Annotated in this window: 28 protein-coding genes; 11 read left to right on the top strand and 17 right to left on the bottom strand. The window is 58.9% G+C overall.

Features of this window, described 5'->3' with window-relative positions; translation table 11 throughout:
• Positions 1-11: 11 nt before the first annotated feature.
• Genes HMPREF3148_RS04500 through HMPREF3148_RS04480 form a run of 5 tightly spaced genes read right to left on the bottom strand, consistent with a single transcriptional unit; the run spans position 12 to position 5,829 of the window.
• Positions 12-1,034 carry an HtaA domain-containing protein gene (locus HMPREF3148_RS04500; protein ID WP_049151480.1) on the bottom strand — a complete coding sequence of 341 codons (1,023 nt, stop codon included), beginning with the start codon at positions 1,032-1,034 and terminating at the stop codon, positions 12-14.
• A 3-nt stretch (positions 1,035-1,037) separates the two neighbouring features.
• A complete protein-coding gene (locus tag HMPREF3148_RS04495; RefSeq protein ID WP_049151479.1) occupies positions 1,038-1,844 on the bottom strand; it encodes a heme ABC transporter ATP-binding protein in 807 nt (268 codons plus the stop codon).
• The gene (locus HMPREF3148_RS04490) at positions 1,844-2,887 is read right to left on the bottom strand and encodes a FecCD family ABC transporter permease (RefSeq protein WP_172453565.1); all 1,044 of its coding nucleotides are present in this window, start codon (positions 2,885-2,887) and stop codon (positions 1,844-1,846) included. Before HMPREF3148_RS04490 ends, HMPREF3148_RS04495 begins: the two co-directional genes overlap by 1 nt.
• Positions 2,880-3,938: a heme/hemin ABC transporter substrate-binding protein gene (locus tag HMPREF3148_RS04485; protein WP_005530549.1), complete on the bottom strand. Its 1,059-nt coding sequence runs from the start codon at positions 3,936-3,938 to the stop codon at positions 2,880-2,882. Before HMPREF3148_RS04485 ends, HMPREF3148_RS04490 begins: the two co-directional genes overlap by 8 nt.
• A gap of 43 nt (positions 3,939-3,981) precedes the next feature.
• Positions 3,982-5,829 (bottom strand): HtaA domain-containing protein, encoded by a 1,848-nt coding sequence (locus HMPREF3148_RS04480; protein ID WP_049159416.1) that lies wholly within the window; start codon positions 5,827-5,829, stop codon positions 3,982-3,984.
• 125 nt (positions 5,830-5,954) lie between these two features.
• Here HMPREF3148_RS04480 and HMPREF3148_RS04475 point away from each other — a divergent pair, with 125 nt between their 5' ends.
• Positions 5,955-6,476 (top strand): hypothetical protein, encoded by a 522-nt coding sequence (locus HMPREF3148_RS04475; protein ID WP_005530555.1) that lies wholly within the window; start codon positions 5,955-5,957, stop codon positions 6,474-6,476.
• Positions 6,477-6,494: 18 nt separating this feature from the next.
• Here HMPREF3148_RS04475 and HMPREF3148_RS04470 read toward each other — a convergent pair whose 3' ends face one another.
• Genes HMPREF3148_RS04470 through bioB form a run of 3 tightly spaced genes read right to left on the bottom strand, consistent with a single transcriptional unit; the run spans position 6,495 to position 8,657 of the window.
• Complete coding sequence (locus HMPREF3148_RS04470) at positions 6,495-7,421, bottom strand: Sir2 family NAD-dependent protein deacetylase (RefSeq protein ID WP_049145542.1); 927 nt, start codon at positions 7,419-7,421, stop codon at positions 6,495-6,497.
• Positions 7,422-7,431: 10 nt separating this feature from the next.
• Positions 7,432-7,677, bottom strand: a complete 246-nt coding sequence (locus HMPREF3148_RS04465) for a biotin synthase auxiliary protein BsaP (protein ID WP_005530559.1) — start codon at positions 7,675-7,677, stop codon at positions 7,432-7,434.
• Positions 7,677-8,657, bottom strand: a complete 981-nt coding sequence (gene bioB, locus HMPREF3148_RS04460; RefSeq protein ID WP_005530561.1) for a biotin synthase BioB — start codon at positions 8,655-8,657, stop codon at positions 7,677-7,679. Before bioB ends, HMPREF3148_RS04465 begins: the two co-directional genes overlap by 1 nt.
• Positions 8,658-8,734: 77 nt before the next feature.
• Here bioB and HMPREF3148_RS04455 point away from each other — a divergent pair, with 77 nt between their 5' ends.
• From HMPREF3148_RS04455 to HMPREF3148_RS04440, 4 genes are all read left to right on the top strand, one after another.
• Positions 8,735-10,042 (top strand): M20/M25/M40 family metallo-hydrolase, encoded by a 1,308-nt coding sequence (locus tag HMPREF3148_RS04455; protein ID WP_049151477.1) that lies wholly within the window; start codon positions 8,735-8,737, stop codon positions 10,040-10,042.
• 405 nt (positions 10,043-10,447) lie between these two features.
• A complete protein-coding gene (locus HMPREF3148_RS04450) occupies positions 10,448-11,293 on the top strand; it encodes an HNH endonuclease signature motif containing protein (RefSeq protein WP_236081459.1) in 846 nt (281 codons plus the stop codon).
• 139 nt (positions 11,294-11,432) lie between these two features.
• Positions 11,433-11,888 carry a hypothetical protein gene (locus HMPREF3148_RS04445; protein WP_129720863.1) on the top strand — a complete coding sequence of 152 codons (456 nt, stop codon included), beginning with the start codon at positions 11,433-11,435 and terminating at the stop codon, positions 11,886-11,888.
• A gap of 27 nt (positions 11,889-11,915) precedes the next feature.
• Entirely contained in the window at positions 11,916-12,572 is a 657-nt protein-coding gene (locus HMPREF3148_RS04440; protein WP_049151475.1) for a YdgH/BhsA/McbA family protein, read from the top strand.
• Here the strand turns inward: HMPREF3148_RS04440 and HMPREF3148_RS04435 are convergent.
• The 3 genes from HMPREF3148_RS04435 to HMPREF3148_RS04425 are packed head-to-tail and all read right to left on the bottom strand — an operon-like array spanning position 12,569 to position 14,468.
• A complete protein-coding gene (locus HMPREF3148_RS04435; protein WP_049151474.1) occupies positions 12,569-12,793 on the bottom strand; it encodes a helix-turn-helix transcriptional regulator in 225 nt (74 codons plus the stop codon). The genes HMPREF3148_RS04440 and HMPREF3148_RS04435 overlap by 4 nt on opposite strands.
• 2 nt (positions 12,794-12,795) lie before the next feature.
• Positions 12,796-13,617, bottom strand: coding sequence for an ABC transporter permease (locus HMPREF3148_RS04430; RefSeq protein WP_049151473.1), 822 nt, complete (start codon positions 13,615-13,617; stop codon positions 12,796-12,798).
• Complete coding sequence (locus tag HMPREF3148_RS04425) at positions 13,617-14,468, bottom strand: ABC transporter ATP-binding protein (protein WP_049151472.1); 852 nt, start codon at positions 14,466-14,468, stop codon at positions 13,617-13,619. Before HMPREF3148_RS04425 ends, HMPREF3148_RS04430 begins: the two co-directional genes overlap by 1 nt.
• 93 nt (positions 14,469-14,561) lie before the next feature.
• On the opposite strand from HMPREF3148_RS04425, the gene HMPREF3148_RS04420 reads away from it, so the two are divergent.
• Both HMPREF3148_RS04420 and HMPREF3148_RS04415 read left to right on the top strand, forming a co-directional pair.
• A complete protein-coding gene (locus tag HMPREF3148_RS04420) occupies positions 14,562-14,957 on the top strand; it encodes an NUDIX hydrolase (protein ID WP_049151471.1) in 396 nt (131 codons plus the stop codon).
• Between the two features lie 97 nt (positions 14,958-15,054).
• Positions 15,055-15,555: a hypothetical protein gene (locus HMPREF3148_RS04415; protein WP_049151470.1), complete on the top strand. Its 501-nt coding sequence runs from the start codon at positions 15,055-15,057 to the stop codon at positions 15,553-15,555.
• 133 nt (positions 15,556-15,688) lie between these two features.
• Here HMPREF3148_RS04415 and HMPREF3148_RS04410 read toward each other — a convergent pair whose 3' ends face one another.
• The 4 genes from HMPREF3148_RS04410 to HMPREF3148_RS04395 form a co-directional block, all read right to left on the bottom strand.
• Positions 15,689-16,519, bottom strand: coding sequence for an alpha/beta hydrolase (locus HMPREF3148_RS04410; RefSeq protein WP_049192692.1), 831 nt, complete (start codon positions 16,517-16,519; stop codon positions 15,689-15,691).
• Positions 16,520-16,600: 81 nt separating this feature from the next.
• A complete protein-coding gene (locus HMPREF3148_RS04405) occupies positions 16,601-18,007 on the bottom strand; it encodes a DUF5129 domain-containing protein (RefSeq protein WP_049151468.1) in 1,407 nt (468 codons plus the stop codon).
• Complete coding sequence (locus HMPREF3148_RS04400; RefSeq protein WP_005530578.1) at positions 18,004-18,645, bottom strand: response regulator transcription factor; 642 nt, start codon at positions 18,643-18,645, stop codon at positions 18,004-18,006. Before HMPREF3148_RS04400 ends, HMPREF3148_RS04405 begins: the two co-directional genes overlap by 4 nt.
• Positions 18,642-19,676, bottom strand: coding sequence for a sensor histidine kinase (locus HMPREF3148_RS04395; protein ID WP_049151467.1), 1,035 nt, complete (start codon positions 19,674-19,676; stop codon positions 18,642-18,644). Before HMPREF3148_RS04395 ends, HMPREF3148_RS04400 begins: the two co-directional genes overlap by 4 nt.
• Before the next feature lie 111 nt (positions 19,677-19,787).
• Here HMPREF3148_RS04395 and HMPREF3148_RS04390 point away from each other — a divergent pair, with 111 nt between their 5' ends.
• Together HMPREF3148_RS04390 and HMPREF3148_RS04385 are read left to right on the top strand one after the other, a co-directional pair.
• Positions 19,788-20,384: an ATP-binding cassette domain-containing protein gene (locus tag HMPREF3148_RS04390; RefSeq protein ID WP_005530582.1), complete on the top strand. Its 597-nt coding sequence runs from the start codon at positions 19,788-19,790 to the stop codon at positions 20,382-20,384.
• Positions 20,368-21,579, top strand: a complete 1,212-nt coding sequence (locus HMPREF3148_RS04385; RefSeq protein ID WP_049062421.1) for an FtsX-like permease family protein — start codon at positions 20,368-20,370, stop codon at positions 21,577-21,579. Before HMPREF3148_RS04390 ends, HMPREF3148_RS04385 begins: the two co-directional genes overlap by 17 nt.
• Here HMPREF3148_RS04385 and HMPREF3148_RS04380 read toward each other — a convergent pair.
• Both HMPREF3148_RS04380 and HMPREF3148_RS04375 read right to left on the bottom strand, forming a co-directional pair.
• On the bottom strand, positions 21,548-22,225 hold the full coding sequence (locus HMPREF3148_RS04380) for a hypothetical protein (protein ID WP_129720857.1): 678 nt from the start codon (positions 22,223-22,225) through the stop codon (positions 21,548-21,550). The two genes, HMPREF3148_RS04385 and HMPREF3148_RS04380, sit on opposite strands and share 32 nt — an antisense overlap.
• Before the next feature lie 14 nt (positions 22,226-22,239).
• Positions 22,240-23,634 carry a peptide MFS transporter gene (locus HMPREF3148_RS04375; RefSeq protein WP_070508816.1) on the bottom strand — a complete coding sequence of 465 codons (1,395 nt, stop codon included), beginning with the start codon at positions 23,632-23,634 and terminating at the stop codon, positions 22,240-22,242.
• A gap of 34 nt (positions 23,635-23,668) precedes the next feature.
• Here HMPREF3148_RS04375 and HMPREF3148_RS04370 point away from each other — a divergent pair, with 34 nt between their 5' ends.
• Both HMPREF3148_RS04370 and bioD read left to right on the top strand, forming a co-directional pair.
• A complete protein-coding gene (locus tag HMPREF3148_RS04370; RefSeq protein WP_049151466.1) occupies positions 23,669-24,910 on the top strand; it encodes an adenosylmethionine--8-amino-7-oxononanoate transaminase in 1,242 nt (413 codons plus the stop codon).
• Positions 24,907-25,554, top strand: coding sequence for a dethiobiotin synthase (bioD, locus tag HMPREF3148_RS04365; RefSeq protein ID WP_049151465.1), 648 nt, complete (start codon positions 24,907-24,909; stop codon positions 25,552-25,554). Before HMPREF3148_RS04370 ends, bioD begins: the two co-directional genes overlap by 4 nt.
• The last annotated feature ends 349 nt before the right edge of the window (positions 25,555-25,903 follow it).

The raw sequence follows: 25,903 nt of genomic DNA, 5'->3' as shown, positions 1-25,903 counted from the left end.
GTGCAGGTTCGCTAACGCAGGCGCGCCAGCAGGGAATCAAGGACGCCGGACTGCACGATGGCACCACCGATGACCGCAAACATGCCGCCCAGAGCGGTCAGCGCCAACACGATATTCCACACATTGGAAAAAGAAGAGCCTTCTGTCCCCTTTTCCGGCTTCTTCTCTGGGTCCTTCCCAGGAGTCTTTCCTTGGTCTTCTGTCTGGTCCTTGCCCTTCTCGTCGCGGCCCGGCTCGGTCTGCCCCCCCGGGGTGGTCTCGGTGCCCTCATCGGCAGGACCCTTACACTCGGACGCGGTCTTCAAGGTCACCTTCACATCATCAAGTTCCGGCTTGTACTCCTTGTTGTACAAGCCCATGAAGATCACGTCGATACCCTCGATGTGCTGGATCTTCTTCTCGCGATCGTAGTAGGTACCCGCCTTCGGCTTGTACGTCACGTCGGTCGCATTCAGCGTGAGCGTATCGCCGTCCTTCGACCATGCGGCATTACCCTCAGCGAAGGTATCCTTGCCCGACTTCTTGTTTTCTTCCGTGCGGTCCTGCGGGGTGTATTCCGTCATGCTCTTGCCCGGCACGTAGTAGCCCTCGTAGGACGTGCCCGCCTTTGCCTGCGCTGCCTCCGTGAGGACATAAGGCGAGAGCATCTTGGTGTACAACGCGCCGTGGTGGCCCTCAAACTCCAGCGTCGAATCCTTGGTTCGAATATCGGCTTTCGTGACGGTGCCGTCTTCGCCCAGGCTCACCGAGGACGCAGAAGGATCCACCTCGAAGTGGAACTGGAAGTCTGCTCCGCCTTTGTTGCCCTCGTCCTGCGTCACCGCGCCAGACGTGGTCCACTTACCCTTCGCGATGGGGCCGGTGATGTAGCTGCGGAAAGATTGCTTGATGCCCCAATTCACAGTGCCGGAGACAACGCGGGTCTCCAGGGTCTGGCCAGCGGCACACGTGGGGGCATCAGCAGCAAACGCTGCCGGAACGGTCAGCGCCGAGGCAGTCAGCGCCAGCGCGAGAGAAGAAGAGACAATACGCATGAGTTAAGACTCCTTTAGTAGATAGACAAAAGACTGCTCGGGATCGGCGGTCTGACGCCGCGCCGGATGGACTGAAATGTGGCCGTCCGCCTCCCTCACCTGGATGGGCCAGCGATAGACCTGCGACAAAATCTCGTCGGTGTAGACCTCGCGCACCGGGCCGGCGGCGGCAACTGCCCCGTCTGCTAAGCACACGATGTGATCGCAATAGGCCGCAGCGGCACCCAAATCGTGGAGTACCACGAGCACCGCCACTCCAGCCTGCGCCGCAATCGAGCGCACCAGTCCCAAAACTTGTTCTTGGTGGCGGATATCCAGCGCCGCAGTCGGCTCATCGAGGAGAATTACCGGGGTCTGCTGTGCCAGTACACGGGCCAACGCCACACGCGCACGCTCCCCGCCAGAGAGCGTGGCAATATCGCGGCCGGCCAAGTGCGTCGCATCCACCGCCGCAAGCGCTGCGTCGATGATCGCGTCGTCCTCGGCCTGCCGGGCGGTGCCCTCCCAAGGACGCCGGCCCATCGCCACTACATCTCGCACGAGAAACTGGAAGGACACAGTAACGTCCTGCAGCATCACCGCACGCGCACGGGCCAACGCCCCTGGGGAGGCCACCGCCGGATCCTGCCCCACGAGGGAAACGGAACCGGTGTAATCAATATCGCCGGCGATGGCCGCCAGCAGCGTGGACTTGCCCGCACCATTCGGGCCGATGAGGCCGGTGACCTCCCCTGGGCGGGCGACAAGGGAGACATCCGAAAGCAGGTTCCGCTCGCCGATCGAAACGGAAAGATTCGCAACATTAATCATCAGTGCATTCCTTTCTTCATCATCCGGCGCAACAGCACGAAGAAGGTGGGGCCACCCACGAGCGCGGTAAAGATACCGATGGGAAGGTCGGCGAAAGGAATGAGCGTGCGTGCAGCGACGTCGGCAAAGCCAATGAGTACGGCGCCCGCCACCGCAGAGGCTGGCAGCAAGACCCTGTTTTCTGGGCCCATGATCGTGCGCAGCAGGTGCGGCACGATAAGGCCGACGAACCCAATAAGTCCAGCGAAGGCAACTGCGCCGGCGGTAAGAATAGCCGAGGCAGCGATGGCGATAATGCGCAGTCGCTTGACGTCGACGCCAGTGTGTTCCGCGGCGCGCTCGCCCAGCGCGAGCACATCGAGCTGGCGGCCAAGACACAGCGCGATGGCCATCCCGACGAGGGCGATGGGGAGGACCACCCACACGTGTTTCCACTGGGAGCCGTTGAGCGAACCCATTTGCCAAAAGATGATCTGCTCGCGGTTCGAAGTGGGCGCCAGGTACATCATGAAGGAGATGATGGCGTTGCACACCGCGTTGATGGCAATGCCGGTCAGGATCAGATTGACCACCGCCACACGCCCTCGTGAGCGCGCCAACTGATAGATCAGCGCGGTAACCAGCAGCGCCGTAGCAAACGCCGCGAGCGGGACCGTGAAGGTACCCAGGACGGAGATATTAAAGACGATTACCACGGCCGCGCCCACACCGGCACCGGAGGTCACGCCCACGATGGAGGGCTCAGCCAGCGGGTTGGCGAACACGGCCTGCATGAGCGTGCCCGCCACGCCCAGGCACGCGCCGACCAAGAAACCGAGCAGAATGCGCGGCAGGCGGATCTGCCACACGACGTTGGCCGTCAAGCCACCGTCAGGGCCCGCGACCATAATCTGCACCAGGTCACCCAGCGCGACGTAGTACTGCCCCAGCGCGAGCGACAGGACGAAGGCGACACCAAGCAGCGCCGCGAGCAATACGAATACACCACGCCGCAGCCGGGAGCGTCGCGCGAAGACCTCCGTGGGGGCCGCCGGTTTAAGCATTGTCTGGGTCATAGATTGCCTGCGCGAGTTTGAGAAGAGTCTGTCCGGTCAAGGGCCCGAAGGCGAGCGATTGCCCGTCTGGGATGGTCACGATCCGCTGCTTTTGGCCCGCGGTGGTTTGTGCAATGCCAGGGCGCTCGAGGAGGCCTTCGACGCCGCCGGTCGACTCCAGGCCGCCCGTCATCATGATGATGACCTCCGGGTTAATCTTTGCCAAAGATTCGGCGTTGGCAGGTTCGGCGTAAGAGAGGTGGTATTCGGTGCCGAGGTCTACGCCGCCCACACCCTCAATGAGGTCCTTGGCGCCCGTGCCTTCTCCCATGATGAAGAAGATGCCGCCGTTGCCGCGCGCGTAAAGGAACGCCATGCGCATGGGCTTCTCCGGCACGATGTCTGCGATGGCCGCCTTATCTTTTTCGATTTCTTCGACGGAGCGGTTGGCCAGCGTTTCGCCGTCGTCTGGCAGACCCACGACCGCGGCCAGGTTTTTGATGTCCTCGTCCACCGAGTCAATGGTGCGTTTCGGCTCCATGACTACGGTGGTCACTCCTGCGGCGCGAATCTGGTCGATGGCGTCGCGCGGGCCGATCGAATGATCGACGATGAACAGCGTGGGCCGGAGCTCGAGCACGGCCTCCACGTTGATGTTGTGTCCGCCCTGGGTCACGACGGGGCGATCGGCGATAGCGTTTTCCGTCGACGACACCGTGCGACCCACGATATTGTCCGTAAGCCCCAGGCCCTCGAGGGTTTTCGTATACGTACCGTAGAGATCCAATGCCACGATTCGGGACACATCCGTAACGGAGACGTCGTAGCCGTCAGCATCCGTGAGCTCCACCGGCAGAGCGGGAGTAGGCGACTCCGTCACCGCGACGACATCCTCGAAATCTGTCACATTCGACACGCCCGTAAACGAGCGCGGGTCTTTGGCCGACTGCGCGTCTGGGAGGGCTTCGCGCAGCTGCGCGTCTTGGGATTCATAGGCGCCTTGGACGCCGCACCCCGTGAGGGCGAGGACACACGCCAACGCCACCAAAAGTCGTTTCATGCGAAACGAATCCTTTCTCAAGTCTTGGGTAAAAAGGGGTGCGCTACGCCGGGTTGCGCAGGACGACGGAGCCCATGGAACCGCCGGCGATGGCGAGGCCTGCGATAAGCAGCAGGAGCCACGTGGTCGCCTCCGGCGAGGAGCCCGAGGCTGCGGCCTTCTTGATCTGGAAGTTGCCGCTGCCGTCTTCATAACCAGACGTGCTCGTGCCGTCCGCGGCCTGCAGGCCGTTTCCCGCAGAGCTTTCCGATGCCGCCCGCTTTGCCGCCGCAGCACTCTGACCGCCGGCAGTCGTCACCGCACCAGTGTTTGCCGTAGTTCCACTCACTCCGGCGCAGTCCCCGGATCCACCAAGTTGCGCGTGCAACGAGAGCGGATCAAGGGTCGTGCCCGGCTCATAGAAATTCGCGAACGCATCATTTCCCGCTGCAGTCAGCGTGACGGTGGCTTCGCCGTCGACGGCAGAGTCACTCACGTCGAGCTGGCTAAACGACATGTCTCCGAGCACCGTGCGTCCAAAGTCCTTGCGCTCGCCCTCCATGTTGGAGGAACGCACGTCAGCGATGAGTTGACCGCTCGTCCCGTTGAACCGGACTTCTAGGTTCGCGATAGTGAGATCGAGGACCCCGTTGTGGCCGGTAAAATGCATGGAGCCGCCGTAGCGGATGGAACCTGACCGCGCCGCTGTATCCACATCTCCGCCGTTGCCCGTGAACTGGAAACGCGAGTTGTCGTACCCTACGCCGTCGAGCGTCCAGGCGCCCTTGGCGATGGAGCCGGTGATATACGACTGGAAGGACTTCTTGAGGCCCCACTCGGCGGTCGCAGCCTGCACGCCCGTGGCTACGCAGGTTTCTGACTGCCCTCCACTAGCCGCGGATCCGGGGTCTTGCGACCGCGCGGTTCTTGTGGTTCCAGTAGTGCCGGAAGTACCCGAAGTACTACCCGAAGCACCCGAAGGGTTCGCGGTGCCCGAAGTGCTCGCGGTGCCCGAAGTGCTGGCGCCCGACGTGCCTGAACCACTCGTGGTACTAGTGGTCGTACCCGTGGCGGCTTCCGTGCGAGAACGGAAGGATTTTAGCTGGTCTAGGAAGGACTCCGTGTTGCCCATGAAGGTGGTCAGGCCATTCATGGTGTCGTTCGTTTCCTTCAAAATCGCCATAGCTTCTGCATTGCGACCGGTAAACGTGCCCGAGATTGTCCCCAAGGACTTCGAACCGCTGCCTGAACCGCCAGAAGACCCGCCGCAGCTGCCGTCCGTGGCCACGGTCCCTGACGAGGGGTCCATCGACTGTCCCGCCTCATAGGCGATAAAGAGTTTGTGCCCTTCGTCGGTGAGCGTGACGTCGCCGGAAAGGTCGAGCGTGCGTGCGGACGCGTCGACGGGTTTCGCTAGATCGATCCCCGCGATGACCACGTTATCTCCGGTAATCCGCGGGCCGCGTGCGGACTTATCCACCATGTCAGATTCATAAGAGACGTAATCCACCACGATCGCCGCCCGGTTGCCGGAGGCCTGAATCTTCCAGTCCGTCAGCGTCATATCCAACAAATCGTCGCCGCCGTAGTTGTGGCCAGTGAAGTGGATGACGCCGCCAAAGGGGACGGTGACGGTATCGCCGTGTACGGAGGCCTTGCCCGGAGTGAAGGTAAAAGCACCGTCTGCGCCGGTTTCGGAACCGGTAAAACCGATGCCGTCCGTTTGCCACTTGCCTTTGGCGACTTGGCCTTGGATATAGCTTCGGTAGGACTGCTTAATGCCCCAATTCCAGGAGCAGGTGCCGGCAGCCGAGGCGACAGGAGCGTTGAGCGCGACCGAAGGGAGTGCGATGAGAGCACTGGCAGCAAGAGTGCCCAATATTCGACGGAGAATCACGGATATAGTCCTCATGAAGTAATGATGAGACGAACAAAAAGAATCAGAAGTTAGGCTACACATACCTATGCAGTTTTGCATAGGCTACACTAACCTAAGTTAGGTAAGCAACCCCCAACAAAGGACACTCTTATTCCGTCATGACATCGTCGACTACCAGCTCCTTCAAAAATCTGTATCCCGACGTAGACCCCACGCGTGGGTTACCTCTCAGCGTCTCCGAGCGCCTTGCGCTGTCTCTCGCGCTCGCGATTGCAGCCTATGGAGCCGTAACCGCAGACATGCTCATTGCAGGCGCCGGCATGGCCTTCACCCTCATAGCCTCGGTGCTGCAACAGCACAAGACCGCGCGTCGGATTCGCTCCGAAGCGCGCACTCGCTTCCCCAGCGAAGACTGGGCCGAACACCGCGCCACGCGGCGGTTCAACCTCGGCGTCCTGGTCCCTTTGTGGGTCGGAATCATCATCGCCTTGTGCGCGGCCGGATACTGGTTCGTGCCGCCCGAATATGCAACTCCCGCCGCCATCGTCATCGCGGTTCTCGTTGCCCTGCTCGCCTGGTTCATGCCAGGCATCAGCCCCCTGTGGCGAGGCAAGCAGACCGATCCCCCGGCACCAGAGGAAGACACCGACACCGCAGTCATGTACTTCGAGAAGCTTTAGGCTTGCCGCACCCCAGCCTTACACATCAAGCAGATCCAGTAGCTCATCAAAAGCTGGCGCGACCTGCGCGCGCCACAGCGTCGTCGCCTTCGGGTCGCCGCGTCCGGGGCCGCCGTTAATCACAGAGACTTCCTTGCCCTGTTTGAGCGCGTCGAGCATGAAGCGGTATCCGCTCATCACCGCGAGCGACGACCCAACGACGATCAGCGAACTCGACCGCGCCAGCAAATCCCGCGCTGCGTCCCGCCGCTCCGCCGGAACCGGCTCGCCGAAGTAGACGACGTCCGGCTTGAGCAACTCCGATCCGCAGCGGATACATGGAGCCATCACGAACTCGTCCACCGCCTGCTGCGAGAGCGCGACGTCGCCGTCCGGGTTAACTTCATCCGCGCGCACGACCCAGCGCTCCAGATAGCCCGGATTCGCGGCAGCCAGCCGGGCATCAAAGGCCCTACGGTCTTCTGCATACCCGCAGTTCAGGCAGACAACATGCTCCATATCGCCGTGGAGCGGGATAAGCGTTTCAGTTCCGGCTTCTTTATGCAGGCCGTCCACGTTTTGCGTCACGATGCCGGAGAGCAGCCCGGCGCACTCCAGCTCCACGAGTGCGTAGTGGGTACGGTTCGGCCTCGCCGCATCCATGACTCGCCAGCCCACGAACGAGCGCGCCCAATAGCGGTGACTCGCGGCGGAATCATAGCAAAATTCCTGATACGTCATCGGCGTATGCCTCGATAGCGACCCTTGAGGGCCGCGGTAGTCCGGGACGCCGGAATCCGTCGACACGCCCGCTCCCGTGAGGACCATGACCCCGCCGGCACGCAGTTGCTCAGCGACCCGCTCCGCCGCGTGCGGGGTCGGCTCAGTTGTCTCGCTCACCACCCGCTGGATAGACCGCAGCGCGGAGCGGTGGGCAAGTGCAATGCCCGGATCCTGAAAAGCCATGTCCGCCAGCTTACGCGGGCAGGTGCTCCTCGTAGAGCCAATCCGAGTCCAGCTCCCCGTGGCGCGAACACTTCGTGCTCCAACCGTCCGGGCGGACCTGCGCCACCATGCGGCGGCCACAGATCTGGCAGTAGCGCGGCACATCCAATCCCGCCGCTGCCGCCGGGTGCAGGTGCGCCTCATGGAAAGGCTCGCCCGTGTTCGGGTGGAAAATAGGCTCCTCGCCAGCCAGAACGGCCGCCGCTAGCTCGTCCACTAGAGGGCCTTAATCGGCAGGTCGATGCGGCCCAGCATGTCGACGTCCTTCTCGATCTGGCGACCGAGCGTGGTCAGGTAGTTGCCGGCGATGATGGCGTTGATGCCACCGAGCAGGCCCTTCTCCGTGCCGTCGTCGCCAAGCGAAAGCTCGCGGCCGCCTGCAAAGCGCAAGGTCACAGACGGCATCGCCAAGCGGAACGCCGCCACCGCGCGCAGCGCCTCACCCAGCGGGACCAGCGGATAATCCGCGAACGGGGTGCCAGGACGAGGATCGAGGAAGTTCATTGGGACCTCGCAAGGTTCGATCTGCGCGAGCTGGTACGCGAACTCCGCGCGATCCGCCAGAGACTCGCCCATACCGATGATGCCGCCGGAGCAGACCTCCATGCCCACCGCGCGCACGTTGTCGAGGGTCTCCTTGCGCTCTTCCCAGGTATGCGTAGTCACCACGTTAGGGAAGAAGGAACGGGAGGTCTCCAAGTTGTGGTTATAGCGCTGGGCGCCCATGTCCTTCAGGCGCTGCGCCTGCTCGCGCGTGAGCGTGCCGAGCGAGCAAGAAATCTCGATGTCTACCTCATCCAGGATGGCGGGGATTGCCTCCGCGACCTGGGAAAGCAAGTTCTCATCCGGCGACTTTACGGCGGCAACGATGCAAAACTCCGTCGCACCAGTCTTGGCAGTCTTCTTGGCGGCCTCCACCAGCTCAGGGATGTTGAGGCGGGCAGCACGCACTGGGGACTCGAAGAGGCCTGACTGCGAACAGAAGTGGCAGTCCTCAGGGCAGCCGCCGGTCTTGATGGAGATGATGCCCTCCACCGAAACATCCGGACCGCACCACTTCAGACGAGTCTGGTGGGCGATGTCTGCGATTTCCTCCAGCTGCTCATCCGGAACCTGCAGCACTTCCAGCAATTCTTCTTGGCTGAGACCAATACCCTGGCCTAGGGCTTTATCACGGGCGATATCGATAATGCTCATGGAGAGCAGCGTACTTGAACAGCGTTCAAATTTTGCTAAAAGCACCCAATTTTATCGCACCGACTACCCTCAAACACATGACGCTTTACGACGACACCCTCGCCCTCCTGCAAGAACTCATCCGCAATGCGTGCGTTAACGACCTCACGCCGGACTCCGGCAACGAGGTGCGCAACGCCGACACGCTGGAGAAGTTCTTCGAGGGAACTGACGCCGAGATCGCGCGCTACGAGTCCCACCCGGGCCGCGTTTCCATCGTGGTCACCGTAGCCGGCGATCCAGAAAAGGAGCCGCTTACCCTCATGGGACACACGGATGTGGTTCCCGTTGACGAGCCGAAGTGGACCAAGCCGCCTTTCGACGCCCTCATTGAAGACGGCAAGCTCTACGGCCGCGGCGCCGTCGACATGCTCTTTATTACCGCCTCCATGGCGGCGGTCACCCGCAAGATTGCTCAGGAGGGCAACCCGGGCGGCACCCTTGCATTCGTAGGCATGGCCGACGAAGAAGCCCGCGGCGGGCTCGGCGTGAAGTTCATGTCGGAGCAGCACCCGGATGCGTTTTCGTGGAAGAACTGCCTGTCCGAGACCGGCGGCAGCCACCTACCCGACGCGGTGGGCTTTAATGTGGGCGAAAAGGGCGCCGGCCAGCGCCGCATCCACGTGCATGGCGACGCCGGCCACGGATCCACGCCCTATGGCAAGGACTTTGCAATTTTGAAGATCGGCGAGGTCGCACGCCGCATCGCCGCTGCTGAACCGCCGGTTGCTTCGAATGAGATCTGGGAGGGATTCGTCAAGACCTTCAAGTTCGATCCAGAAACAGAGGCGGCACTAATTGCAGGTACCGGCGATTACTCGAAGTTCGGCGATCTTGCCGCGTACGCTCACGCCTTTAGCCACACCACCATCGCCGAGACCGTCCTACGTGCTGGCGGCGCAATCAACGTGCTGCCTTCCCACGCCTACCTGGAGATGGATATCCGCCCCTTCCCAGGCCAGACCCAGGATGAGCTCGATGACTTCCTGCGCGAGGCGCTAGGAGATCTTGCAGACGAGGTTGAAATCGAGCACCTGATTACGGAAGACGCCACGCAATCTTCTACCGATACGAAGCTCTGGCACGCGATTGAGGCAACCTCCAAAGAGTTCTTCCCCGATAAAGATGTGGTTCCAGTCCACGCCACGGGTGGTTCCGATCTGCGTTTCGCGCGCCGTATGGGCGGCAACGCTTATGGCTTTGCCATGCATGCCGAAGCCCGCGATATGGCGAGCGCCAACTCCCAGCTACACAGCCACGACGAGCATCTTTATCTCGAGGATTTGGAGCTTACAGTGCGCGCTTATGACTCACTTGTAACGCGGTTCCTCTCTTCCGAAAAGTAGGACACTACCTGGTAAAAGTCGGCGTCGGCAAGCCGTGTCCGGGGCATGTTTTAAAGTGTGATTCGTAAGTTAGTTCGAAACACTTTAACGGTGAGGAACCTCTTGCTATGAAAGTGCCCTACCACTCTCACACCAACCCCGAAGACGAAATAGCCCAAGCCGCCGCACAAATCCGGCATGCAGAGCTGCGCTTCTGGCGCGAGCATCTGCCGGAGTTCGATAACGATATTGAGCTCGCGGTGCAGAGAATGTTTTCTGCCACCGGTGTTAGCCCGGCGCGCATATCCAAAATTTTCATGGCTTTAGATCGTCTCGAATCCATGCCAGAACTACATGCTCTCCAAGAGCGCTATCTCCACCTAGATTTAGATCGGCTTATCGCCATCAACGAGTCCTTAGACAAGCTTGGGGGAGCCGCTTGCCGGCGCCCTTGCCCGCATCGACGCAGGCATCACCAAGTACCTCACGCCAAAGCGTGCGAACCAAGTCCCGCCCACGCAAGCAAATATCAAGCGCAAACTCAATGAGCTCATTAGCGCCGAAGATGACACGATTGCCCTGCAAGATACGCGCCGCCGTGGTCGATACAGCACCGACCCATTCTCCGTAACGCTGGAAGCAGATCCAGAAACCATCGCGAGCATCGACCAGGCGGTACGCGCCTTCGCCGAGGCCGCGCAGATTCCACTCGCTCAGGCCATGACGCGCCTCATCCTCGGCGAGGCCCAGCCAAAGGTTATCCTGCACACCTACCAAGCAACTGACATCCCCGGCGCGCCAACCTTCATCCAAGGCCACGGTTGGTCCCGTACTCCCGTTTCCCCTTCGGAGGTCCACGAGCTCGACCCATACGCCGAGAGCAAGAACTACATCACTCCGGCGAACATTCGAAAATACGTCGAAGGCCGCGACGGCACCTGCCGCTACCCGGGCTGCAACCATCCGGCCTATAAATGCCAGACGGACCATCGCATCAATTTCGCCGACGGTGGCCCAACAACCCCCGCAAATCTTGCTTGCTTGTGCCAACACCACCACAACATCAAGACGGATGGCACAGCCTTCTACATCATGGACCCATACACCGGGGATATCTTCTGGCTCTTCGAAGATGGGACGTGGAAAGCCACCGAGCCCACCGGCCCCATCGCGGAGAAGAACTGGACGCAGACTTTCGCACAAGCCATCGCCAGCCGGCGCCGCCGTGCCCACGAGCAGGCCACTGCTTTAAAGGAGGAGATAAAGAGCTAGTCACAACCATGACCCGCACACCGCTTTGATTGCTGCCGCGGGGCCTATCTTTAGCCTGCTCAGCGGTATCATCTGCTCGCTGCTACAACCAAGACGCCTTGTATGGATCTGGTTCAGCTTTGCTTCCATCATGGAGGGCGTGTGTTATTTCGTCATCACGCCCGCTGGCGCTGGTGACACAGCAACGGTTGTGGATGCACTCGGTTGGCCCGCATGGGTGCAATTAGTCATGTGCGCGGTGGGTGTGGCAGGCATGTTCGCCACCGCTTGGCACTTTGCGCCCTACATCAAGCGCTTTGCCGGCGATGATCGCAAAGCCCAGTGGGCAATGGCATTCTGGCCGTGGCTCATTGGTGCCGCAGCGATGTGCGCGCTGCAGCTACTTTATGTTGCTGTCAGTGACGTATCGCTGAGTATCGGCGAAAAAATCCTCGTCGGCATTTCCGATTTCGGCGTGCTCACCTTCGCCCCGATGGGTTTCATCTTCCGCGGCTGGTGGAGCGAGGTTGAACAAGAACCGCTGCGAACAAACCTCATTGGCGGAATCATAGTGCTTGTTGCCTTGATTTCAATGAATATTTGGATCTCTACTTAAAACAAAAATTCCATTTATAATTTTTGCATGAAAAAGATCTCTTTTATTCTTATCGCCGCACTTCTTTCTGGTTGCTCCCAGCAAGAACCCGCAGCACCAAAGCCGCCAGTTTCCGCCCACGATCACATTCTCGCTGCAGAAGATGCGCCAGAAGGATACGAGTATTCAAACATCAACGAGCTAATGAGCACCGAAGACCAAGCTCTCACCGAGGACCTCGTCTCCAGCGACTCCGAAAAGACCACGACCCCCGAGCAATGCGCACCGCTTGCCACCTCAGCGATGGATTTCATCGCCAAGATTTACAAGAATCCGGATACATTCTCCGCCGCCGATTTCAGCGCCGGGGACGTAAATGCCACGGTCTCTCTCAGCACGAACCCAGAGACGCTCCCCTTCCCCGCTGACCTCGCGGAGTGCGCTTCCTTTTCCAATGACGTCAGCGGAATCGTCAGCGATTACTCCACTACACCGCTCGACATGCAAATCGAAGGCGCCGAAAACCTGCAGGCCGCAAAGGTAACCATCGAAAGCGCCGGGAATCCACTAGTCGGCGAGCCCGGGGAGAGCGAATTCGTGGCGCACGCGCTTGTCGACGGCGCCGTCGTCAGCGTCAGCTCGCACGATGAACAAGCACTCCGCCAGCTCATGGAAAAGCAAGTAAATAAGGTGGCAAACCGCTAAGACAACGGCGAGAATTCATCCAAGGAAAAAACGGATTCCACCGGCACTCCAAAATACTGCGCAATACGCAAAGCAAGATGCAACGACGGTGCAGACTCGCCGCGCTCTAGGTAACCAATCGTCTGATAGTGAATGCCTAGGGCCTCGGCGAGTTCACGTCGGCTGATTCGCCGGTCAGTACGCATCACAGCGATGCGGTTGTGAACTATGTCTTCAGTCATTTCTAAATTCCGATTTGGGCCCGAGTCTTGGATTGGATATTGGCGAGGGAGCCAAAAGTCTCCTTGCGGAAGCTATAGCGTAGCAAGGCAATAACAACTATAAATCCAACGATGATCCAAGTAAGAAGAACCCCCACAGCTAGCACAGGGGTGAATTCTCCGCCGTACTCCCACTGCGCAGGATTATCCGAGATCCACCGCGATAGGTGTCCGGACCAGTAGAAGGGCAGGATGAGCTGCGGAATCTGTATCCAGCGAGGAACGTCAGCCAAGGAGATAAAGCTGCCGCTGGTAGAAAACAGCGCTATGACGATGGCATAACCGACAAGCTGTGAATATGTCCCACGCATGAACGCACCAAGCACCAGCCCTAAAGGTGCTGCGGCTAGATTCGAGAGCAAAGCGATGCCCAGCATGGGAACAATACGACCCCATGAAATTTCTAGGTTCGGCAAGATAAAAAGTGCGGCAAAGAGCAGTACTGCCTGCATGATGAATACCACGCTTACACAAGAGATTGTCTTGCCGATTGCCCACACCCACGAGCCATTAGGCAACATTCGCGCGCGCACTAAGGCGCCGCCTAATCTGTCGCTATAGAACTCGGCAGCAATCTGCATTATCACGAACGTCGAAAAGCTGCCGACCAAACCGGCGAGAATTACCGACGAAGTCGAAGTTTGCTCAAGCATCTCCTGCGAGCTTTGGCGAACCATCACCACGATAAACAGAACGGGCGCGAACACCATGAACGCTCCGACGCCTACAAGCTGCGGCCGAATGTCACTTGCCGCCTGGCGGAGGGCTGCTTTGAAGATTTTCATTACTGTTCCCCATTCTTTTTCACGATGGAAAGGTAGGCATCCTCTAGCGTCGGACGCGTCACGGTTAATTCAGAGATGGAATCGAGTGGCAGCCCCTGCAGAAACTTCTCTGGCGTTTCCGTGGAATGAACGTTGCGCACCCCATCTGCAACCCACGAGACCTCCGCAGTTCCCAAATGCGCTGACCGCAGCTGCATAGGGCTGCCGTTTGCTAGGACTTTTCCCTCACCCAAGATGATGATTCTGCTGGCGAGCTTTTCTGCTTCTGCAAGGTCATGGGTGGTCATAAGGACCGTGGTGGAACGATCCACGTGGTCCATAATCACGTCGTGCATTTGTGTCTTCGAGACCGGATCGAGCCCCGTCGTGGGCTCATCTAGGAGTAACAACTCAGGCCCACCGATGAGCGCTGCCGCAAAATCTAGGCGACGCCGCTCGCCACCGGACAGGCTCGAAATCTTCTGATTTTCCCTATCCCCTAAAGACACCAACTCAAGCGCCTGCTCAACCCTCATTGCTGCCGGTGAGTGGGTTTCATGGATGCCAGCAACCCATGCCAACTGGTCTTTAACGCGCCACTTGGGGTGGTCGGACCAATTCTGCTGAACCAAACCCACACGAGACCAGAACCCGGCCTTTACCCTGCGAGGGTCCTGCCCGAAAACACGAACCCTGCCGGCAGTTGGAGTCAACGTGCCCACAATGTTTTCCAGCAGCGTGGTCTTTCCCACACCGTTTGGGCCAAGCAAGCACACCACCTCGCCGGGGTCAACATGCAAGTCCACTCCGCCCAGAACTTTCTTCGCACCATAGGAGAAAGCCAGGCCGTCGATTTCAATTACTCGAGTCATTACACTCCCTTCGGTTCAATCCTCACTAAAGAAGATAGCACATGTACTACATATTGGAAGGGGGTTACTTCATGTCCTGATAAGCTCGTCTCCATGCCAACACAAGAAATTCACGTAAGCGCTGTCATTTTCCACAACTCAGAAGGCCATGTCCTTTGCGTGCGAAAGAAAAACACCACCGCGTTTCAGTTTCCGGGTGGTAAACCAGACCCCGACGAAACGCCCCTCCAAGCTGCAGTGCGCGAGGTAGGAGAGGAAATTGGCGTCACGCTTGATGGTGCCCTACTTAGCCCACGCGGCACCTTCCGCGCAGCCGCCGCCAACGAGGAAAATCATGAGGTCATTGCAGATGTCTTCAGCTATCCATCCCCTGTCATCCCAAACATTGCAGCGGAGATTGCCGAGTACGCATGGGTAGATTTGGCCGAACCTCACGTTGAACTCGCACCGCTTCTGAAAACCCCTGCACTACGCGAGAAGCATTGTTAGATTGCGGTCATGAGCAGCACAGAGCGATATGTTGAAGATGCTGTCCTTGGCCGAGTAAACCTTCCACTTACTGCACTTTCATGGCACAATGGCCTGCATGAGCAAAGTACGTAAGTCCGCACTGTTGACTGCAGCCACCGCAATCACCGTTTCCCTTGCCACCCCAGCCGCCTCCGCCGACATGGTGGATGACTACCTCGCGAAGGTTCCTGCGGGCCAGATCTCCTGCGATCAGGCAAGCCGCTATTACACCAACGCTTCCGACTACAACTCCAAGAAGTCCCAGGCGCTCGCCGCTGCTAATTTCCACCCGCGTGGTGGCGAAATCCGCGATGCCATCGCGCGCGCGGATGAGGCGATCGCACGTTGTGGTCTAAATGGTGGCGCTCCGGCCCCAGCTCCAGCTCCAAAACCAGCACCTGCTCCAAAACCAGCACCTGCCCCAGCAAACGTGATTTCGGTTGGTGTGGTTCCGGGTCAGCCTACGGTTGATGTGCCGGTTGGCCCGCAGGTCTTCCGTATTCCGGACATCAACAAGATCATCCAGGATCTCTTCTCCCAGGCACAGTCCCAGGTTTCGCAGCTTTCTTCCTTCTAGAAGGGCAGAAAGTACTCGTCCGCGTGCAGCGCACATGACGGCCTGCTCATCGCGGGGCATAGGACCCGAACCACTCGCAGCAGGTAGCGCATTTGCTTGCCACGACGTCGACAGGCGAGTGCCCCATGAATCATTAGCGGGTAAGACCCCACATAACCTGATCGAGCGCGCAAGAATCGTGCGGCAGATCTGGATGCGCTGCTGGGGCCTCACAGACGTCGCCCAAGCTGACGTTTTCAACGTCGGCGCCTGGTACCGCAGTAAGCTTCGAGGTTTCGTTCGGCGTGACGGTGGTATCCGCCGGGCTATAGATCGAGGTGTACTTAACCCCCGGCGCGGTATCGGGCAGTTTGTTCATTTTCTCAATAAAATCCGAGCCCTGCAGCTGCTGAATGCCGGCCGTAGTGCCCAAGAAGGCAGCCAGCTTCGGCATAACCTTGGCAATATCACTCAACGCAGGTCCCATACCGTTCAGCGTAGTGCCGTGATAGTCGCCACCGATTGCGACAACACGGGAGACCTCCTCTGGGGAACCGTAGAGCTGCGTGAAAGTCTTGGTGTGCAGCCCGCCCTGGGAATGGCCCACGAGGTTGACCTTGTCAGAGCCAGTAGCGGACCGAACATACTCGATTTGCTCTGCAATCTCGCGAGCAGAAGCATCAAGATCCCCAATCGCCTTCATGGCCGGGATTGCATTCTGCAACGTGACATCGTCCGCGCCGTAGTCGAATGCCCACACGCACATGTTTTGCTCCTGCAGCCGCGGAATCAGATCCGTCCAGGCCGAGGAATTATCGCTGGTGCCATGAATGAGAACCACTGGCTCAACATCAGAAACGCAGCTCGGATCGTTGATGCCATAGCTCTCTGGCACTGAGGTCTCAAAAGTGGCAGCTTGAGCAGGTGCGATGGACACGGTAGCGGCTAGAAAAGAAGCCGTGAGGAAGGTGGTAATTCGACGCATGCCCCACAGAATAGACCCTGCTCACGGATTTTATTCAAGATAGGGTAGCCGGGTGTGTACGTTCGGACAATACTCAAAGTGTCAGAAACTCGAGGCACCACCAGCACCGGAGAACCCCGAGCTAAAGTTGCTGCTCACGTTGGGTGAAGAAGCTACGGAAGCGCTGTTCCATGAGCTGATCGCCATAAAGGGTACGAATCCGTGATAACCCACTCCCGGATAGAAGGAAGACTCGTCAATACGCGGGCGCGCCGCCAATTCATCCGCTTCGTTTTCCTTTTGTAACTGCGTTTGGATCTGCCCAAAGAGCGTGGCTGCGCGCTCCACTAGCTCGAGGTAACGATCCATAAATTCAGGCGCGGCCGCATCGATCTCCTCGGAAACGGCAATCAGTCGGGATGCTTCTTCCGCGACCCCGCCCGTGGATTCCGTGCGCGCCTCAATCAGGTCCTTGCGTAGCTCATAGAGTTCCTTGCGGCGCGCGTTAACGTCAGCATGCTCGACGGCATACAGACGGTCGATGTTGTGTTCTGCGGTATCTACGCGGTCACAGATGGATTTCGCTTCCTCGATTCCACTCGCCGCTTGTTCGAATTCCTCGTCGGAGGACTGCTCGTTCAGGCTGGCAAAAGCGCTAACTTTATCGTCGAGGTTGAGGAACTCGTCGCGCAGTTGCTCCCATTCCTCGCGCATCCGGGCGTCGACAAGCGCTGATTGCAAAGAGTGCGCACGCACGTCGATGGCATTCAAGCGTTGAGCGATATCCCCATAAGCCCGTGAAACGTATTTCCAATCCTCACGGGCGGTCGCAATACGCTGCGCTTTCCGACGCCGCGTAGCGCCCACCGCAGCCACGATCCCTCCGGCAGCCGCACCTGCGCCGAAACCACCAAAGCCAATACCGAGACCGCGGTTAGCCTTAGCATCGGAATAAAGCTCCTCACTGACCTTGTCTGCATCAGCAGCATAGTCAGCGCCAGCGAAAAGACCTGCCGGGATATTTCCTGCCTTCACGCCCGGTTTGATCTCTTCGATTGCGTCTTCCAAATGGCCATCATCGAGTTCCAGGGACAGGTCCTTCCCCACATCGTTGCCCGCGAAGATAAAGGCTTGACGTGGATCGAGGCCCACGCCAACGAAGAGCTGGCCATCGGTGAAATGGTCATCGCCAATGAGGTCTGGGTGATTATCGCGTAGATACTCTTCGACGGAATCTTCTACCTCGTCCTTGTTCTTTTTGAAGACAAGGTAGTTCAGCTGCTTGACCGGAGCCGCGAAGTGGATTCGCTCAACGTCACGACGCATGCGTGCTTCGTCATCGGGGTTTAAGACATCTTCGGGATCCATGATCTCGACCTTGACGTCTGCGGACCGCTCGACGGAATAATCTGCTTGCTCCGGAGATTCCACAAGCGTGGCAGCGCCGAAAGCAGTGCCGCCGCCAACCAAAAGCGCTGCTGCTGCAGATGCCGCCAGAATCTTTTTCATTCCAATCTCCATTCTCGCTTGGTGCGCAGCCATGCCAGGACTGCCTTGACGCGGCGGTTTTCGTCTTCGGGGCTGAACCCGAGCTTCATGAAAACATTCGCCACGTGCTTGCTTACTGCACCGGCAGTGAGCACGAGCTTGCCTTCGATCTCGCGATTGCTGGCGCCTTGTGCCATCAAGGCTAGTACCTCGCGTTCTCGGGGCGTGAGCTTATCGACGCCCATCTTCCGAGAGGAGAGCAAAGTGCTCACGACTTCCGGATCTACCACGGTGCCACCTGCAGAGACCGTATCCAGTGCATGGATGAACTCATCCACATCGGCGATTCTTTCCTTGAGAAGATAGCCGAATCCGCCGTGTTCGATGAGTCCGTCCAGGTAGCTGGCGGCAACGTATTGGCTCAACACCACGACGGGCTGCTCGGGCGTACGTTTGCGAATCTCATTGACTGCTCGCAGGCCGTCGTCCTGCAAAAGCGGCGGCATCCTGACGTCGGTGACAATGATGTCGAATCCTTCTGCCGCAGCACGCAATTGATCAGCATCTTCGACCGTGGTGACCTCATGGTCCAAGGAGCGCAGAAGTTGTTCGATTGCTGCACGCAGCAGGGCGGAGTCTTCAGCAAGCAAGATTTTCATGGCAGTTCCATCCTTAACCGTGCGCCCTGATCAGTGTCTTCTAGTTTCACGCTTCCACCCAGGGCTATGGCGCGCTCTTCCAGGCCGGCGATGCCGGTTCCCTCGCCCGCGGTTAACCCATGTCCGTTATCGGTGATGGAAATTTTTATCCCTTCTCGGTAATCCAGCTTCACAGTCGCTGCGGTGGCCTCACCGTGCTTTACGGCGTTGGTTAGTCCCTCTGCCACGCAGTGATATGCCAACAAGGCGCTGGTTTCATCAAGGGAGCATTCTTCGCCTTTGCATTCGAGGGTGGTCTCCAGCCCGGAATGGACGAGGAGTTCTTCGAGAGCCGCAATCAGGCCATTATCGAAGAGGACCTGCGGTGCGATGCCACGGACCGTGTCGCGCAAGGCAGAGAGAGCAAGGCTGGCGTTGTGGTCGGCGGCGTCGAGAGCCGCGGTGTCTCCTCTTTTCGCCGCGGCTAGGTTGAGCTTGAGCGCGGTGAGGTACTGCTGCGGGCCGTCGTGTAGCTCCCGTTCGATGCGGCGGCGCTCGCCGGAGAAGGCGTCGATAAGCGTGGCTCGCGCATCGCTCTCCAACGCCAGGCGGGTGGTGCTCACGGAAAGAAAGGTTAAAAACTTCGCGCCAAAGATAAGGACCAGCAAGCACAGGCAGCCAAACGTCCAGCTCACCACGATAGCCAGGGCTCGATTTTCAATGACGAGGCTACCGATGTTGAACCTATCCGTGAAGAAAGGAGCGATGAAGAATACCACCGTCATAGACCCCACGAACAGCCACAACGCCATGCTCAAAATCGAGAGCAAAAGCTGAATCAGAAGGTGATAGAACTGCTGCCAATCAAACCAGCGATGTGGGGTGCGGTAGCGAATCTTCACGCCCAACCACCGTGCGCCGCCGCGGGTGATGGCGGCCATGAGGGACGCAACGAGCGGAATCCAGGGCAGCATGACAACGGAAACCACAGCAGCGGGAATGCACAGCAGCGCTAGCACTAGATTCCACGCTACGGATTTGAGAGTTGCCATAGAGTACAACCCTAATCCGCACTTCGGACACACGCAGTGGAGCTAGCTCCCCTAAATTTCTGGGAGTCTCCCCCATCGGAATACCGCGCCTTTCAACGTGAAATCGAAAGCATGACACTCATCGCGAAAAATCTCACGAAGAAATACGGCAAGAATCTGGTGCTAGACCACCTCTCGCTGCGCATTGAACCGGGCGAGTTCGTGGCCATCATGGGCCCTTCCGGAAGCGGCAAGTCAACGCTCCTCGGCCTGCTTTCTGGCCTCGACAAACCTACAACCGGCAAGGTAAATGCACCGGGGCGCAAGCACCGCGCTTTCGTGTTCCAAGACTATAACCTCCTGGAATCGCTTAACGCCCAGCAGAACGCGGAACTTACGGCGAAGTTCTCCGGCCGTAAATGCAGCCCGGCGAAGCTGCACCAGACCTTTGAGAGCTTGGGCATCGGCGGGCTGGAAAAGCGCTTACCGGCACAGCTTTCGGGCGGACAGCAGCAACGCGTCGCGGTGGCGCGAGCATTGCTTGCCGACGCCCCCTTCATCTTCGCCGACGAGCCCACCGGCGCGTTGGACGACGACACGGCGGACGTGGTCATGGATCATCTCGTCCGCGTACCCAGCACGGTGGTAATGGTCACCCACTCGCACGCGGCCGCCGCGAAGGCCGATCGCATCTACAAGCTGGAGGAACACCATGTCCGTATGGCTTAAGGATCTGCACAGCAATTGGCCTTCCTGGCTGGCGGTGGCGCTGACGTGTTTTATCTCCGGAATGGGATTCTCGCTTGCCGTAGCGCTCATTAACGCAACCGGTGATGACACAACTTCTCTGGGCGGAACCATCCTCGGGCTGGCTATCTGCTCCAATATTCTCGTCATTTTCTCGCAGATGAAGCTCATCATCGACGAGCACATCCACATCTACCGCAGCTGGCGCATGGTGGGCATGCCCAATTGGCTCATCTTTGTACTCGTGCTGGGTCAGATTGCGGCGGTCTCTGCGTGCGGTGCGGTTCCTGGCGCCTTTTGCGCTACATTTCTCACGGACTTCGCACTCGATGCTTTCCACCGCGACAACATTCGAGTGGACGGTATCTCCGTGACGATGGGCGGTGTTGTACTAGCTAGTGCGGTGTGCGTACTTGCCGCAGTACTGGGTGGATTCTTGTCATTGCGACGCATCTACCGTTCGGGGATGCCACGGTGGACAGCTGCCAAGTGTGCGCTCGCTTTAATCCTTGGTGCCGGGATCTTGTTTGCCTGCACCTTAATCGAAGATCCGATAGATGCAATGTCCGCGTGTTTGGGCCTTATCCCCTTGTTCGCATTCCTGGTTCCATGGATGTTGCCACTGCTTATGCAGTGGACCCGACCTCTCGGCATCGCTGGCGCGAACGTGCGCGTACGCAGCAACTTCACCGCACCACATATCATGCCGTGGACCTTATTCGGCGGCCTCATCATCGCCGTGGGCTCAGGTCTCCGCGCCATGTTGAGCATGGAGGAGGAGGTTACGTTGTCGCCGTGGCAGGTGTTCGTAGTGGTACTCGGGCCGACGATCGCGCCGAGCGTGATGGCGGCGTTTACTACTTCGCTGTTAATGCGCAAGCGGATCGCTCACGACGCAGGGGCGCTAACTTTGGCGGGCGCTGCCAGGAACAGCATTTTCCGGGTACAAATCGGTGAAGCCTTCGCGCTGACAGCAACCACGACGGGATTACTGTCCGCGCTCACGCTCTTCATCGTCTTGCTCATGAACCACGGGATGACAGGAGAATACGCGCTCACCGGCTTCTGGTGGCAGGCATTACTTGTGCAAGCTTGCGTGATGTTTATAGGCCTTTCCGGCTTCAAATGCGCGTTGGCCACAAGCTTTAGGGATACAGCTGCACATTTCCGTCCGTGAAGGACTTGTACTGCTCAATGTCTCCGCCAACTGGGACCAATTGATCATCTTCAACCTCTAGGCGCACGCGTGCGGTTTCGGTAATTCCCTCTGCGGTAGTACGTCCGCGATTGCCCACGGTGAGCTCGATTTCATCGTCTCCCACCATGGAAGCTTCTTCCACGGAACTGGCGGTGATACCGTGGCCGCCGACCAATTCGCCCTCGGACCAAATGAGGATTCCGTCTGCGATTGATGCACCCGTTCCGGCAGGACCGTTTTCGTCACCTAAGGCGCCACTCAGTACAGCGTAGCTAATCTCCGCGCACGGATCATAGGCGCCGTCAATGACCGTGTAGTGGAACTTGAAATCATCTTCATTCGTATTGAGGACACCCTTTGCGCCGTTGGCGAATCGCTTCTGCAAATCAGAGCCGCCGTCCGCGCACTTTTCCTTTTCATTTTCTTTATTTTCCGCAGTTACCGTTTCGGTCACTACCGGCTGCGGGTCTGCTTGCTGCTGGGTCTGTTCTGTGGACTCGGTTTGTTGTTCGGTGGTCGCACGGAAGACCGGCTTCGGAGAATCGCTTTCGGATTCCGATGAACAACCGGTAACGCTCACCGCAACTACAGCTAGAGCACTCGAAACAGCAACGAATTTCCTCATGATTTCACGATAGGTCACTGCTTGCTTTTGTAAATGGCGCCGCCAACAATCACCGGCACTAGTCCCACCACAATGAGGTAATAAAGCTCCGTTTCTGAGGAATAGAGGGTGGACAAACTGCCTGCTAGAGAAGTTCCGATAGCCAAGGAAAGAAAGAACAACGCGGAAAAGCGTGTGGCAAAGGCAGCCGGCGCGTGGATCGCAGTGGCAGCCATTCCGATGGGGCCAATGAAAAGCTCGCCCAAGCTCATAAACAGGATGCAGCCTACAAGCGCTAGGAACGGAACCGAACTTGCCCCGGTAAAGGGAACCAACACCAGCATTCCCATGCCCGCCAACGCGAGTCCGCCGCCCATGAGGTGGTTACGGTTGCGGTGTTTGGTTAAAAGGCGGGCGATGGGAAAGGTAAATACCAAGATAAAAAGAGGGTTGAGGGACTGCGTCCAAGCAGCGGGCACTTCAAAGCCAGCGATGGTGCGATCTAGGCGCTGCTCTGAATAAACGGCAAAGACGCCATAGGCCTGGGACTGCAGCGTCCAATACGTAGTTGACGCAATAAATAGCGGAATGAAAGCTCGTACTTTTTGTCTTTCTGCAGCACTTACCCGTGGCGAGGTGAGCACGGTGACAAAGAGCCTAAGGGCGGTTGCGACCGTGGCTATGAGCAGCACATAAGCCAAACGATCGGGATTTCTCAAGCCCCACACCGCAGCGACGATAACCAGTACAGAGGCGATAAGTACCTTGAGCTGTGTCTGCGGCGCAGCAGGGTTTGCGGGCTGGGTAATAAACTCGCGGGATTTAGCGCTGAGACTACCGAGCATTCGCCCGCGTAACGCCAAATAGTTCACGCAGCCCACGACCATGAGCAACGCCGCGGCGCCGAAGCCCACGTGAAAGCCACGGGTCTCAGCCAGCCAGCCGGTCAGCATGGGCCCCAAGAAAGCGCCGATGTTGATGCCTAGGTAGAAGATTTGGAAAGGCGGTCCCGCGGACGTCGGAAATGCCGCGCCTAAAATGGTGATCGCTGCGGTCTTGAGCAACCCGGAGCCCAGCGCCAAGGGGAAAAGCCCGGCGAAGAGGCCCACGAACCCGGGAATTAGGGAAAGCGAGAGATGGCCGCCGATAAGCAGCGCGGCGCCGGCTAGCAAGGTGCGTTCAGCGCCCAGAACGCGATCAGAAACCCACCCGCCGGCGAAGGTGAATAAGTAGAGCATCGCGCCATAAGCACCTACCAATGCGGTGGCCTCACTTTGCTCCAGCCCCAGGCCAGCCGTGTGGTCATAGAGGTAATAGACCAGGATGGCTTGCATGCCGTAGAAGCTGAATCGCTCCCACATTTCCACGCCAGCGATGGCTGGCAGCGCGGGAGCTACACCCAGTCTTGAACGTTGTTCAATTATAGTCATGAAATGAGATTATAGCTGTGGTAGAGATAATTCCATGCCTTTATTGAACAATGTTCAAGTCGCTGCGATCGACTCCACCCACATCTGGCACCCCTATGCTGCGCCCGGCGCGCCAGCCTTGCAGGTACTGCGCACCGATGGTGCCTATTTAGAACTCGCAAATGGCCAACGCGTCATCGACGGCATGAGCTCCTGGTGGGCGGCATGCCACGGCCATTCGCACCCGCGGTTGGTGGCGGCGGCGAAGGATCAGATCGATAGGTTCAGCCACGTCATGTTCGGCGGACTTACTCACGAACCGGCAGCGCGGCTTACCGCAAACCTCCTGGAGTTGACCAACCACCAGTACGCGCAGGTCTTCTACTCCGATTCCGGATCCGCCGCGGTGGAAGTGGCGGTAAAGATGGCGCTGCAGTGCTCGCCGCCCGGCCGCACCAAGCTTTTGACCTGGCGCTCGGGCTATCACGGCGATACCTTCGCCGCGATGAGCGTGTGCGATCCGGAAGGCGGCATGCACTCTATGTGGAAGGGCATCCTTGCCGAGCAGATCTTTGCCCCAGCTCCGCCCACGGAAGGCGCCTCGGCTAAGCAGCGGGCGGAATACTTGGATAAGTTCGAATCCTTTATCACCGAAGAAGTCGCCGCGGTCATCATCGAACCCGGCGTGCAGGGCGCGGGCGGGATGCGCTTCCACGATCTAGAGCTGGTCGCAGGCGTGCGGGAGCTATGCGATAAGCACGGAATCTTGCTCATCGCGGATGAAATCGCCACCGGGTTTGGTCGCGCAGGTGAGCTCTTCATGACGCAGGCGGCAGGAATCACGCCCGACATCATGTGCGTGGGCAAGGCGCTAACGGGTGGGTTTGTCTCGTTGGCAGCAACCCTGGCCACGCAAAAGGTGGCGGAGACGATGCAGCCGCCCGCATTGATGCATGGGCCGACGTTCATGGCCAATCCCCTGTCCTGCGCGGTGGCGGCCGAGTCCACCGCCATGATTGCGGAAGGCACCTGGCGCGCGGACGTCGCACGCATTGAGCAAGGTTTACGCGCAGGGCTTAGCGACGCCCCCGGCATCACCCGCGTGCGCGGCGCCATCGGTGTACTGGAAATGGACCATGACGTGGACATGGAAGCGACCACCGCGGCGGCCCTTGAAGAAGGCGTATGGCTGCGCCCATTCGGCAGGCTCATCTACACAATGCCGCCATATATCTGTACCGATGAGGAAGTAGCGCGCATTTGCCGCGCCGTCGTTGCCGCCGGGGAGGTCGCATGATCTATTGCATCACCGGAACCAATACGGATGTGGGAAAGACCATTGCCACAGCGGCCCTGGCCGCGCAGTACCAGGCGGCGGGCAAGCATGTGGTGGTGGCGAAACCGCTGCAAACAGGAGATACGAGCGATTGCGCCACGGTCACACGTCTTACCGGCGTGGAATCCCGGCAATTCAAGCACTATCCGGAGCCTCTAGCGCCGAACCTTTCTGCCCGGCGCGCGGGATTAGCGCAGGCCGAAAAAGAGGAGGTGCTGGCGTGGATTCGCAGCATCGATGCAGACGTCGTACTCGTGGAGGGCGCGGGCGGCCTGCTGGTTCGGCTCGCGGATAGCTTCACGCTTGCCGACGTCGCCCGTGACCTCGGCGCCGAGCTTTTCATAGTCACCAGCTTGATGTTGGGCAGCCTCAACGCCGCTGAGCTCACCGTGGAAGCTGCCCGCGCCCGTGGCATTCACGTCAAAGGGCTGGTTGGCGGCATGCTGCCACAAGAGCCGGACCTCGCCACTCGCCTCAATATCGCGGAGCTTCCCAAGGTGACCGGCGTGCCACTGCTCGGCTGTATTCCTACCGGCGCAGGTTCGTTAAGCAAGGAGGAATTCTGCGCCCAAGCGGCGCAGTGGGATCTCTTGGGCGGCATTTAGATCGGCCCACGCAACCGGAAAGGGTCTTTTCATCCAACTGCTCGGGACTTTCATGACTCGGACCCCTCATCCCCTGGAACAATCTTGCTGTCTATGGCACTCAAGATGCAGCCAGCCAAAATGTAACCACTCGCCTGCATATGGGTGGCCCAGTTGCCTCCGCCTCCGGCCACAACCAAAAAGATCATGGAGCCCACAGCAATGAGAGAATAAACAATGAATCGGCCATGCGCACCAAGCCGATATCTCCGCGCAGAAATGACGCTGATGCCCCAGCTGAGCACTAGGAGAATTGCATAAACTAGCCCTCCGGCCGGTTGCGTCCGTTAGCGTGGTGTACGAGTTAGTT

Origin of the sequence: Corynebacterium sp. HMSC05D08 (assembly GCF_001807215.1) — a bacterium.
Lineage (GTDB): Bacteria > Actinomycetota > Actinomycetes > Mycobacteriales > Mycobacteriaceae > Corynebacterium > Corynebacterium striatum.
The sequence above is the reverse complement of the archived record's forward strand: the minus strand, read 5'-3'. Positions and strand labels throughout refer to the sequence as shown.

What these genes read in the sequence shown, in the direction of transcription:
- HMPREF3148_RS04440 (WP_049151475.1), top strand. Translation starts at nt 11,916, where the DNA reads ATGAAAAAGATCTCTTTTATTCTTATCGCCGCACTTCTTTCTGGTTGC.
- HMPREF3148_RS04485 (WP_005530549.1), bottom strand. Translation starts at nt 3,938, where the DNA reads ATGAAACGACTTTTGGTGGCGTTGGCGTGTGTCCTCGCCCTCACGGGG.
- HMPREF3148_RS04435 (WP_049151474.1), bottom strand. Translation starts at nt 12,793, where the DNA reads ATGACTGAAGACATAGTTCACAACCGCATCGCTGTGATGCGTACTGAC.
- HMPREF3148_RS04380 (WP_129720857.1), bottom strand. Translation starts at nt 22,225, where the DNA reads ATGAGGAAATTCGTTGCTGTTTCGAGTGCTCTAGCTGTAGTTGCGGTG.
- bioB (WP_005530561.1), bottom strand. Translation starts at nt 8,657, where the DNA reads ATGAGCATTATCGATATCGCCCGTGATAAAGCCCTAGGCCAGGGTATT.
- HMPREF3148_RS04480 (WP_049159416.1), bottom strand. Translation starts at nt 5,829, where the DNA reads ATGAGGACTATATCCGTGATTCTCCGTCGAATATTGGGCACTCTTGCT.
- HMPREF3148_RS04470 (WP_049145542.1), bottom strand. Translation starts at nt 7,421, where the DNA reads ATGGCTTTTCAGGATCCGGGCATTGCACTTGCCCACCGCTCCGCGCTG.
- HMPREF3148_RS04420 (WP_049151471.1), top strand. Translation starts at nt 14,562, where the DNA reads ATGCCAACACAAGAAATTCACGTAAGCGCTGTCATTTTCCACAACTCA.
- bioD (WP_049151465.1), top strand. Translation starts at nt 24,907, where the DNA reads ATGATCTATTGCATCACCGGAACCAATACGGATGTGGGAAAGACCATT.
- HMPREF3148_RS04490 (WP_172453565.1), bottom strand. Translation starts at nt 2,887, where the DNA reads ATGCTTAAACCGGCGGCCCCCACGGAGGTCTTCGCGCGACGCTCCCGG.
- HMPREF3148_RS04385 (WP_049062421.1), top strand. Translation starts at nt 20,368, where the DNA reads ATGTCCGTATGGCTTAAGGATCTGCACAGCAATTGGCCTTCCTGGCTG.
- HMPREF3148_RS04425 (WP_049151472.1), bottom strand. Translation starts at nt 14,468, where the DNA reads ATGACTCGAGTAATTGAAATCGACGGCCTGGCTTTCTCCTATGGTGCG.
- HMPREF3148_RS04400 (WP_005530578.1), bottom strand. Translation starts at nt 18,645, where the DNA reads ATGAAAATCTTGCTTGCTGAAGACTCCGCCCTGCTGCGTGCAGCAATC.
- HMPREF3148_RS04475 (WP_005530555.1), top strand. Translation starts at nt 5,955, where the DNA reads ATGACATCGTCGACTACCAGCTCCTTCAAAAATCTGTATCCCGACGTA.
- HMPREF3148_RS04410 (WP_049192692.1), bottom strand. Translation starts at nt 16,519, where the DNA reads ATGCGTCGAATTACCACCTTCCTCACGGCTTCTTTTCTAGCCGCTACC.
- HMPREF3148_RS04500 (WP_049151480.1), bottom strand. Translation starts at nt 1,034, where the DNA reads ATGCGTATTGTCTCTTCTTCTCTCGCGCTGGCGCTGACTGCCTCGGCG.
- HMPREF3148_RS04415 (WP_049151470.1), top strand. Translation starts at nt 15,055, where the DNA reads ATGAGCAAAGTACGTAAGTCCGCACTGTTGACTGCAGCCACCGCAATC.
- HMPREF3148_RS04370 (WP_049151466.1), top strand. Translation starts at nt 23,669, where the DNA reads ATGCCTTTATTGAACAATGTTCAAGTCGCTGCGATCGACTCCACCCAC.
- HMPREF3148_RS04405 (WP_049151468.1), bottom strand. Translation starts at nt 18,007, where the DNA reads ATGAAAAAGATTCTGGCGGCATCTGCAGCAGCAGCGCTTTTGGTTGGC.
- HMPREF3148_RS04395 (WP_049151467.1), bottom strand. Translation starts at nt 19,676, where the DNA reads ATGGCAACTCTCAAATCCGTAGCGTGGAATCTAGTGCTAGCGCTGCTG.
- HMPREF3148_RS04375 (WP_070508816.1), bottom strand. Translation starts at nt 23,634, where the DNA reads ATGACTATAATTGAACAACGTTCAAGACTGGGTGTAGCTCCCGCGCTG.
- HMPREF3148_RS04495 (WP_049151479.1), bottom strand. Translation starts at nt 1,844, where the DNA reads ATGATTAATGTTGCGAATCTTTCCGTTTCGATCGGCGAGCGGAACCTG.
- HMPREF3148_RS04455 (WP_049151477.1), top strand. Translation starts at nt 8,735, where the DNA reads ATGACGCTTTACGACGACACCCTCGCCCTCCTGCAAGAACTCATCCGC.
- HMPREF3148_RS04390 (WP_005530582.1), top strand. Translation starts at nt 19,788, where the DNA reads ATGACACTCATCGCGAAAAATCTCACGAAGAAATACGGCAAGAATCTG.
- HMPREF3148_RS04430 (WP_049151473.1), bottom strand. Translation starts at nt 13,617, where the DNA reads ATGAAAATCTTCAAAGCAGCCCTCCGCCAGGCGGCAAGTGACATTCGG.